Origin of the sequence: Desertibaculum subflavum (genome assembly GCA_003576705.1) — a bacterium.
Lineage (GTDB): Bacteria > Pseudomonadota > Alphaproteobacteria > Ferrovibrionales > Ferrovibrionaceae > Desertibaculum > Desertibaculum subflavum.
Window position 1 is genome coordinate 34,182 of sequence record QOZS01000050.1, and the last position, 8,290, is coordinate 42,471.

Consider the following 8,290-nt stretch of genomic DNA (forward strand, 5'->3'; position numbering starts at 1 on the left):
CTCCGACTCTTCTTGTTCTTCGAACTCTACAGGCCCGCCATCCGGCTCAGCGTTTTCCAGGCCGCCGCGTCGACCGGCGAAACGGAGAGGCGCGACTGGCGGATCAAGGCGAGGTCCTTCAGCGACGGCTCCGCCTTGATCTGCGCCAGCGTCACCGGCTTTGGCACCGGCTTCACGGCCTTGACGTCGACCTGCACGAACCGGCCCGTCGGGTCCTTGGGGTCGGGATAGGCTTCCTTCACCACCTCGACGATGCCGACGATCTGCTTCTCGTCGACCGAGTGATAGAAGAAGCAGCGATCGCCCTTCTTCATGGCGCGCAGATTGGCCGCCGCTTGGTGGTTGCGCACACCGTCCCAGTTGGCAACACCGCGTTTCACTTGGTCGTCCCAGGAGAACGAGCTGGGTTCCGATTTGATCAGCCAATAGGCCATGCGCATCCTCGTTTGTTTCTTGGCCTCGTCAGGTCTCCGCCTCGTCGCGGAATGGACGGGCGAGCAGGGCGGCAATGGTAGCGTCGATTTCGGCGCCCTGGTGCAGGATCGCGTTCACGGCGGCGGCGATCGGCAGCTCGATGCCGAGACGGCTGGCCAGAGCCGCCAGCGCCGCCGCGGTCGGCACGCCCTCGGCGATGGAGCGCCGCTGGGCCTGGATGTCGGCCAGGCTTTCGCCACGGCCGATGGCGAGGCCGAGCGAATAGTTGCGGGACGCCGTGCTGGAGCAGGTCAGCACCAGATCGCCGAGGCCGGCCAGGCCCATCGCCGTCTCGGTCCGGCCGCCCTTGGCACGGCCGAGCCGCACGATCTCGGCGAGGCCCCGGGTGATCAGCGCCGCGCGGGCATTCTGCCCGAGCCCCTTGCCCTCGACGATGCCGCAGGCGATTGCCAGCACGTTCTTGATCGCGCCGCCGACCTCGACGCCGGGCAGGTCGTCGCTGGCATAGGGCCGGAAGGTCGGCAGGCCGATCGCCTGGGCGAGCCGGCGCGCGAGGTCCAGATCGGGCGCCGCCAAGGTGATCGCCGTCGGCAGCCCGCGCGCCACCTCGGCGGCGAAAGTCGGGCCGGAGAGCGCGGCGATCGGATGGCCGGGCAGCGCCTCGGCCAGGATCTCGCTCGGCAACTCGCCGGTCGCGATCTCGATCCCTTTGGCGCAGTCGACCACCGGCACGTTCGGCGCGAGATGCGAAGCCAGTCCGGTAGCGACGCTGCGCAGATGCTGGGTCGGCACGACCATCAGGACGAGATCCGTGCCGGCCGCTTCCGCAAGATCGCCGGTCACGCGAACGGCCGGGTCAACCGGCACGCCGGGAAGAAAGAGATCGTTCTCCCGCCGCGCGGCGATCGATTGCACCACCTCCGCTTCGCGCGCCCACAGCACCACATCCAGCCCGGCCCGCCGGCACACATTGGCCAGCGCCGTACCCCACGCCCCGGCGCCGATCACGGCGGCGCGGTGCAATGGCAAGTAGCCCTCCGCGGTCATGCCCGGGCTCGTCCCGGGCATCCACGGCTCTCCGCCGCACTGCCCGCCGGCGTGGATGGCCGGGACAAGCCCGGCCATGACGATCTGACGATGCTGGTGAAGTCAGGTTCACGCATCGCCGCTACCGCACCCCCGCCTGCTTCGCCGGGTCCTGCAGCGGGACGGCGATGTCGCCGCGGCCGAAATCGGCGGTCTTGCCGTCGCTGGAGATCTCCTGGGTCTGCGCCACCAGGCGGCCGAGGGCGAGGATCTTCGGAATCTCGGCATCGGCGAGCGGCGCCATCGGCTGCTTGCGCGCCATGGCGCGGGCGATGAAGGGCGCGAGCTCGGCCTGCTTCTTTGCCTCCCGTGCCGCTTCGTCGCGCTTGAAGGCCGGCATGACCGCGCGGGCGAAGAGATCCAGGCTCTCGCAGATATGGGCGTGCTGGTTGCGGCCGCCCTGCTGGACGAAGATCACCTGGTCGACGCCGGCCTCGGCGAATTGCGCGAGGTTGGCGGTGATCTGCGCCGGCGTGCCGATGCCGGCGCGGCCGCCGCCCGGCGGCATGTGGTCGCGCGCCTGCTCGTAGGCCGACCAGATGTCGGTGCGGCCCGGTATGTGCTCGCCGAAGATGTAGTGATGGCCGAGCGCGTAGCCGAAGAAGCGGAAGCCGTCGAGGCCGCGCCGCTCGGCCTCCGCCGCGTCGCCATGGCAGGAGAAGCCGCAGACCATGGCGATGTTGGCGTTGACGCTGTGGCCGATCGGCACGCATTCATCGGACTTAATGATCTCGTAGTACTCGCCGGCCCATTTCGCCGCCTCGGCCGGATCGATGAAGGCGAAGGTCAGCGCACCGATGCCGAGCCGCGCCGCGAGGTGGATGGTCTCGCGCTTGGAGCAGGCAACCCAGATCGGCGGATGCGGCTTCTGCACCGGCTTCGGCACCACGTTGCGGCAGGGCATGGAGAAATATCTGCCCTGGAAGCCGGGATAGGGGGTCATCGCCATCATGTTGGCGGCTTGCTCGACGGTCTCGCGCCACATCGCGCGCTTGTCGTCGACCGCGATGCCGAAGCCGCCGAGCTCGGCCGCCGCCGCGCTCTCGCCGGTGCCCCAATCGACCCGGCCGCCGGAGACGAGGTCGAGCGTCGCGATCCGCTCGGCCACCCGGGCCGGGTGGTTGTAGCCGGGCGGCATCAGCACGATGCCGTGCCCAAGCCGGAGGCGCTTGGTGCGCTGGGAGCAGGCGGCGAGGAAGACTTCCGGCGCGGAGGAATGCGAGTATTCCTCGAGGAAGTGGTGCTCGACCTCCCAGGCGTAATCGAGGCCGAGCTTGTCGGCGAGCTCGACCTGGTCGAGCGCCTCCTGGAACAGGCGGAGCTCCGCCCCCTCGGCCCAGGGCCGGGGCAGCTGGTGCTCGTAGAAGATGCCGAACTTCATTGCTTTCCTCCGCCGCGTTCGGGCGCGAGTGTAGGAACTGCGAAGAGCGGCCTCAATCGCCCTGCAAGCCAGCCCTGCACATACGAAGGCTGACAATCGGGGAGGGGGCCGGCAGGATGCCGCCGCCCTCCCGATGAACGCCATTCTCCAAGCCGTCAGCAGCCGCTATCTCGCCGTGCCGCCCGGTCTCCGCGGCGTGGGGCTGATGCTGTTCTCGGTCTTCACCTTCGCCTGCATGCACGCCACGATCCAGCTGGTGGCGCGGGAGGGCCTGCATCCCTTCGAGATCGCCTTCTTCCGCAATTTCTTCGGGCTGGTCTTCCTGGTGCCGGTGCTGGCCCGCAACCGGTTCCGCGACTTGCGGACCAGCCGGCCCGGCCTGCATGCCGCGCGCGGCTTCATCCAGGTCGGGGCCATGCTGTCGTTCTTCTACGCCGTCAGCATCACGCCGCTCGCCACCACCGCCGCGCTCAGCTTCACCGCGCCGCTGTTCGGCGTGATCGGCGCGGCTGTCGTGTTCCGCGAGCGGCTCGGCCGCGACCGCCTGATCGCGCTCGCCGTCGGATTCGCCGGCGCGCTGGTCATCATCCAGCCCGGCTTCATCCCGATCGAGCTCGGCGCCATCCTGATCGTCGGCTCCACCGTGTTCTGGGCGGCGGCGATGATGTGCATCAAGGTGCTGACGCGGACCGACAGCGCCTCGGCGATCGCCGCCTATATGGTGATCTACCTGACGCCCTTGACCGGCATCGCCGCCTTCTTCGTCTGGCAATGGCCGACACCGGAGCAGTTCCTGCTGCTGCTGCTGATCGGCGCCTTCGGCACCCTCGCCCATATCACCTTCAACCAGGCGATGAAGGAGGCCGATGCCAGCGCCATCCTGCCGCTCGACTTCACCAAGCTGATCTGGGGCGCGGTGCTGGGCTATCTGCTGTTCGGCCAGGTGCCGGGCATTTGGGTGTTCGCCGGCGGCACCATGATCTTCGTCGCCGCCAGCTGGGTGGCCCGCAGCGAGGCCATGGCGCGGAAAGCGAAGGCCCCTCCAAAGCCTTGAGAATCCGGGCTAGCCTCGGGCGATGAACGCAGCCCTGGTCCAGCTCGCGGCCATCATGGCCGGCATCTTCGTCCTGCAGGGGGCGAACGGGATGTTCGGCAGCTTCCTGACCCTCAGGATGGCGCTGGAGAACTTCTCCACCCCGGTCATCGGCCTGGTGGCGACCGGCTACCCGCTCGGCTTCCTGATCAGCTGCCTGGTCTCGCCGCGGCTGATCGGCGCGGTCGGCCATATCCGCGCCTTTGCCGCGATGGCGGCCCTGCTGAGCTGCCTGACCCTGGTCTTCGCCGCGATCATCGATCCGTGGTTCTGGCTGGTCGTCCGCACCGCGACCGGGTTCGCGGCGGCCGGCCTGTTCATGATCGGCGAGAGCTGGCTCTCCGACAAGACGCCGCCGGCGATCCGCGGCAAGGTCTTCGCCGTCTACATGATCTCCAACATGAGCGCGGTCGGCTCCAGCCAGTGGCTGCTCGGCATCGCCGACCCGCATGGCCAGACCTTCTTCATGATCGCCGCCGCCATGTTCAGCCTCAGCCTGATCCCGGTGGCGCTGTCGACCCAGCCGGCGCCGGCGCATCGCCAGGCGACCGCGCTCAACGTGGTCGACCTCTACCGGCTGTCGCCGCTCGGCATCGTCGGCGCGGTGGCGGCCGGGCTGATCAACACCGCCTTCGGCAGCATGGCGCCGCTCTATGGCGTGAAGACCGGGCTGACCCCGGGCCAGATCGGCCAGTTCCTGTCGGCGGTGTTCTTCGGCGCGCTGCTGCTGCAATGGCCGCTCGGGCGGCTCAGCGACCGGCTGGACCGGCGGCAGGTGATCGCCGGGGTGCTGGCCGCGGTCGCCGCGCTGGCGCTGGTCGTCGCCCTGTTCGGCGGCCGGTCGCACCTGCTGCTGATCGTGCTGGGCGCCGCCTATGGCGGCTTCGCCTATACGATCTATTCGCTGAGTCTCAGCCATGCCAACGACTTCGCGAGCCAGAGCCAGCGCATCGCGGTCTCGGCCGGCATGCTGCTCGCCTGGGCCTCGGGCTCGATCGCCGGCCCGACCCTGGCCGGCATCGCCGTCGATCACCTGGGGCCGCAGGGCCTGTTCTTCTACCTCACCGGCATCGCCGGGCTGGTCTTCGTCTTCGCGCTGTGGCGGATGACGCGGCGGCCCTCGCCGATGGCGGCGCCGTTCGTCGGCAAGACCCCGACCACCCCGGCCGCCGCCGAGATGGACCCGCGCACCAGCGACAGCGACTGAGCTATTCGGCGGCGAGCAGCAGCGCCGCGCTGCCCAGTGTCCCCTCCGGGTCGTGGTAGCGATAGACCTTGCCCTCGAAATTCTCCACCAGCAGGTCGGCCCCGTCGCGCCCCTGGATGTAGTCGGGCACCAGGGTGACCTTGCCGCCGCCGCCCGGCGCGTCGATCGCGTAATGCGGCACCGCATAGCCTGACGTGTGACCGCGCAGGCCGCGGATGATCTCGATCCCCTTGTCGACCGAGGTGCGGAAATGCGCGGAGCCGGCGATCGGGTCGCTCTGGAACAGGTAGTAGGGCTTGACCCGGTTCCGGAGCAGGCCGTGCATCAGGCGCGTCATGGTGGCGACGTCGTCGTTGACGCCCTTCAGCAGCACGGTCTGGCTCGCCAGCGGCACGCCGCGATCGGCGAGACGGTCGAGCGCCTCGGAAGCCTCCGGCGTCAGCTCGTCCGGATGCGTCGCGTGCAGGCTGAGCCAGATTCGGTGCCTGCCGAGCAGGCGCGCGAGATCCTTCGTCACGCGCTGCGGCAGCACCATCGGCACCTTGGAGCCGAGGCGGATGAACTCGACATGCGGGATGGCGCGCAAGCGGCCGAGCAGCCAGCCGAGCTTGTCGTCGTGGATGGTGAGCGGGTCGCCGCCGGAGAGCAGCACGTCGCGCACCTGGGGCGTCGCGGCGATGTAGGCCACCGCGCGCTCCCATTGCGGCAGGCTGAAGGTGTGCTCGCCGCCGACCTCGCCGACCAGGCGCGAGCGGGTGCAGTAGCGGCAATAGGTCGAGCAGAAGCCGGTGGTGAGGAAGAGGGCGCGGTCCGGGTAGCGGTGCACCAGGCCGGGCACCGGCATATGCGCGTCCTCGCCGAGCGGGTCGTCGTATTCGCCAGGCGCGCGGACATATTCGGCGCCGACCGGGATGTGGGTGCGGCGCAGCCCCTGGCTCGGGTCGTCGCGGGACAGCAGATGGGCGTAGTAGGGGGTGATGCCGACCGGCAGCGGGCCCCGGTGGCGCGCCACGGCCGCCCGCTCGTCGCCCGAGAGGGCGAAGACGCGCTCGAGCCCGGCGAGGTCGCGGATGCGGGCGCGGAGCTGCCAGCGCCAGTCGTTCCACTCCGCCAGCGTGGCGTCGGGGAAGAACCGGCGCTTGAAGGCGCGGGCGGCCGGGCTCAGCGGAAATCGGGCCACGGGCTTGCGGTCAGCGGACAGGGCGAGGCTCCTCGGGAAAGCCGGCGGAACCTAGTGCGGCGGGGCGCCTGGCGCCAGCCCCGCCCGTGATGCCGTCTGGAACGGCGAACAGCCGCGGCCGACGCCCCCCACCAACCTCCCCCGGCGGGGGAGGCTTCGAGAGTTCGGCCGCCGCAGCACGGAAAACCTTCCCCCGCCGGGGGAAGGTAGGATGGGGGGCTGCGCCGCCTGCTCCCCCGTTGCCGGCACGAGGCCGCCAGATCCGCGATGCAATCCAAACGGACATCGCGCTAATCTTCGCTCGAACACAACACGGTTCATTTGGAGGAAGCGCATGCGTCTGTTCGATCTCAAGGGCAAGGTCGCCATCGTCACCGGCTCCAGCAAGGGCATCGGCCGCTCGATCGCGGAGAACCTGGCCGAGGCGGGGGCCAAGGTGGTGATTTCCAGCCGCAAGGCGCCGGCCTGCGAGGAGGTGGCAGCCGGCATCCGCCAGCGCGGCGGCGAGGCGATGGTGGTGCCCGCCAACATCTCGGACAAGGCGCAGCTCGAGAACCTGGTGGCCGCGACCCGCAAGGCCTGGGGCCGCGTCGACATCCTGGTCTGCAACGCCGCCTCGAACCCCTATTTCGGCCCGATGGTTGGCCTGCCGGACGAGGTGTTCGGCAAGATCATGCAGAACAACGTGCTCTCCAACCTGTGGCTCTGCAAGCTGGTGCAGCCGGAGATGGCGGAGCGCAAGGACGGCGCCATCATCATCGTGTCGTCGATCGGCGGGTTGAAGGGCTCGGCCGAGCTCGGCGCCTATTGCATCTCCAAGGCGGCGGATTTCCAGCTCGCCCGCAACCTCGCGGTGGAGTGGGGGCCGAAGAACATCCGCGTCAACTGCATCGCGCCCGGCCTGATCAAGACCGATTTCGCCCGCGCCCTCTACGAGGACCCGGCGCGCAAGGCGGCCCGCGAGAGCGAGACGCCGCTGCGCCGCCTCGGCGAGCCGGACGATATCGGCGGCATCGCCGTGCTGCTCGCCTCGAAGGCGGGCTCGTTCATCACCGGGCAGGTGATCGTGGCGGATGGCGGGGTGACGGTCCGCTGAGAGAGACGGGGGAGGCGGGCGGCGGCGCATCTGTTCCGCCTGCCTCATTCCGGGCGGAGGCCGGGTGGCCAGGGCGGGTTAGGCGGCGCGTCTGTTCCGCTGCGCATCTGTTCCTCGTGTCGTCTACTCCAGCGGCGCGGCGCATCTGTTCCCTCAGCCCTTCCTGGGGACAGCGTCGGCTGCGCATTTGTTCCGCAATCGCCCACGGGGAGGTGGGGACGGGGTAGCGGCGTATTTGTTCCTCGGCGCATCTGTTCCTCCGGCGTCGCCAGCCAGCGCGGCGCAGCTGTTCCGTGGCGCATTTGTTCCTCGCGTCGCCTGCTTATCCGGCGCGGCGGATCTGTTCCGGGGGCCCGTTCTGGGAGAAACGGGGCGGCGCGTCTGTTCCTCGGCGCCTCTGTTCCTTCCGTATGCTGGCCGTTGCGGCGCATTTGTTCCGCAGGACCGACCCCGGCCGAGGCCCATTGGTAGGAGCATGGCGTACCCGTTCTGCGGCGCATCTGTTCCCTTGACCCCTTCCTTGGAGCAAAGCGGGCGGCGCATCCGTTCCTCGGCGCCGCCTCGTCCTTTCGCCCTCTCGCCAATGCGGCGCAGCTGTTCCTCTGGCTGGAAATTGACGGGGCAACCGTCCTGGGCGGTCTGGCCAGGGCGGCAAGATGGAACTGCCAGGTCAACCCATTACTCCTCACTCTCTCTAGAGCGTTTCACGATTTGGTTGAAGCGTATCCGGCATTGGCGAAGTAGCTCTGACATTCGACGGGTGTGATGGCTTCGACGAGGTCGCCGATGTGGCGCCAGGTGTCCTCGACGGT

At 69.3% G+C, this 8,290-nt stretch carries 7 protein-coding genes; 3 read left to right on the top strand and 4 right to left on the bottom strand.

The annotated features are described in order from the left end of the window. Positions 1–26: 26 nt before the first annotated feature. The 3 genes from DT074_RS21835 to DT074_RS21845 all read right to left on the bottom strand — a co-directional run bounded on the left by DT074_RS21835 (position 27) and on the right by DT074_RS21845 (position 2,902). The gene (locus DT074_RS21835) at positions 27–434 is read right to left on the bottom strand and encodes an EVE domain-containing protein (RefSeq protein WP_162915095.1); all 408 of its coding nucleotides are present in this window, start codon (positions 432–434) and stop codon (positions 27–29) included. A gap of 28 nt (positions 435–462) precedes the next feature. Further along, a complete protein-coding gene (locus DT074_RS21840; protein ID WP_368744837.1) occupies positions 463–1,503 on the bottom strand; it encodes an NAD(P)H-dependent glycerol-3-phosphate dehydrogenase in 1,041 nt (346 codons plus the stop codon). A 100-nt stretch (positions 1,504–1,603) separates the two neighbouring features. Beyond that, positions 1,604–2,902: an LLM class flavin-dependent oxidoreductase gene (locus tag DT074_RS21845; RefSeq protein WP_119421989.1), complete on the bottom strand. Its 1,299-nt coding sequence runs from the start codon at positions 2,900–2,902 to the stop codon at positions 1,604–1,606. A gap of 133 nt (positions 2,903–3,035) precedes the next feature. On the opposite strand from DT074_RS21845, the gene DT074_RS21850 reads away from it, so the two are divergent. Both DT074_RS21850 and DT074_RS21855 read left to right on the top strand, forming a co-directional pair. Continuing rightward, positions 3,036–3,956 (top strand): DMT family transporter, encoded by a 921-nt coding sequence (locus DT074_RS21850; RefSeq protein WP_119421990.1) that lies wholly within the window; start codon positions 3,036–3,038, stop codon positions 3,954–3,956. Between the two features lie 22 nt (positions 3,957–3,978). Beyond that, positions 3,979–5,202, top strand: coding sequence for an MFS transporter (locus tag DT074_RS21855; RefSeq protein ID WP_119421991.1), 1,224 nt, complete (start codon positions 3,979–3,981; stop codon positions 5,200–5,202). A gap of 1 nt (position 5,203) precedes the next feature. Here the strand turns inward: DT074_RS21855 and DT074_RS21860 are convergent, their stop codons facing one another. Continuing rightward, positions 5,204–6,382 carry a KamA family radical SAM protein gene (locus tag DT074_RS21860; RefSeq protein ID WP_368744838.1) on the bottom strand — a complete coding sequence of 393 codons (1,179 nt, stop codon included), beginning with the start codon at positions 6,380–6,382 and terminating at the stop codon, positions 5,204–5,206. A gap of 334 nt (positions 6,383–6,716) precedes the next feature. Between DT074_RS21860 and DT074_RS21865 the strand changes: the two genes are divergently transcribed. After that, entirely contained in the window at positions 6,717–7,478 is a 762-nt protein-coding gene (locus tag DT074_RS21865; RefSeq protein ID WP_119421993.1) for an SDR family NAD(P)-dependent oxidoreductase, read from the top strand. Positions 7,479–8,290 lie beyond the last annotated feature (812 nt).

What these genes read in the sequence shown, in the direction of transcription:
- DT074_RS21835 (WP_162915095.1), bottom strand. Translation starts at nt 434, where the DNA reads ATGGCCTATTGGCTGATCAAATCGGAACCCAGCTCGTTCTCCTGGGAC.
- DT074_RS21840 (WP_368744837.1), bottom strand. Translation starts at nt 1,503, where the DNA reads ATGCCCGGGACGAGCCCGGGCATGACCGCGGAGGGCTACTTGCCATTG.
- DT074_RS21845 (WP_119421989.1), bottom strand. Translation starts at nt 2,902, where the DNA reads ATGAAGTTCGGCATCTTCTACGAGCACCAGCTGCCCCGGCCCTGGGCC.
- DT074_RS21850 (WP_119421990.1), top strand. Translation starts at nt 3,036, where the DNA reads ATGAACGCCATTCTCCAAGCCGTCAGCAGCCGCTATCTCGCCGTGCCG.
- DT074_RS21855 (WP_119421991.1), top strand. Translation starts at nt 3,979, where the DNA reads ATGAACGCAGCCCTGGTCCAGCTCGCGGCCATCATGGCCGGCATCTTC.
- DT074_RS21865 (WP_119421993.1), top strand. Translation starts at nt 6,717, where the DNA reads ATGCGTCTGTTCGATCTCAAGGGCAAGGTCGCCATCGTCACCGGCTCC.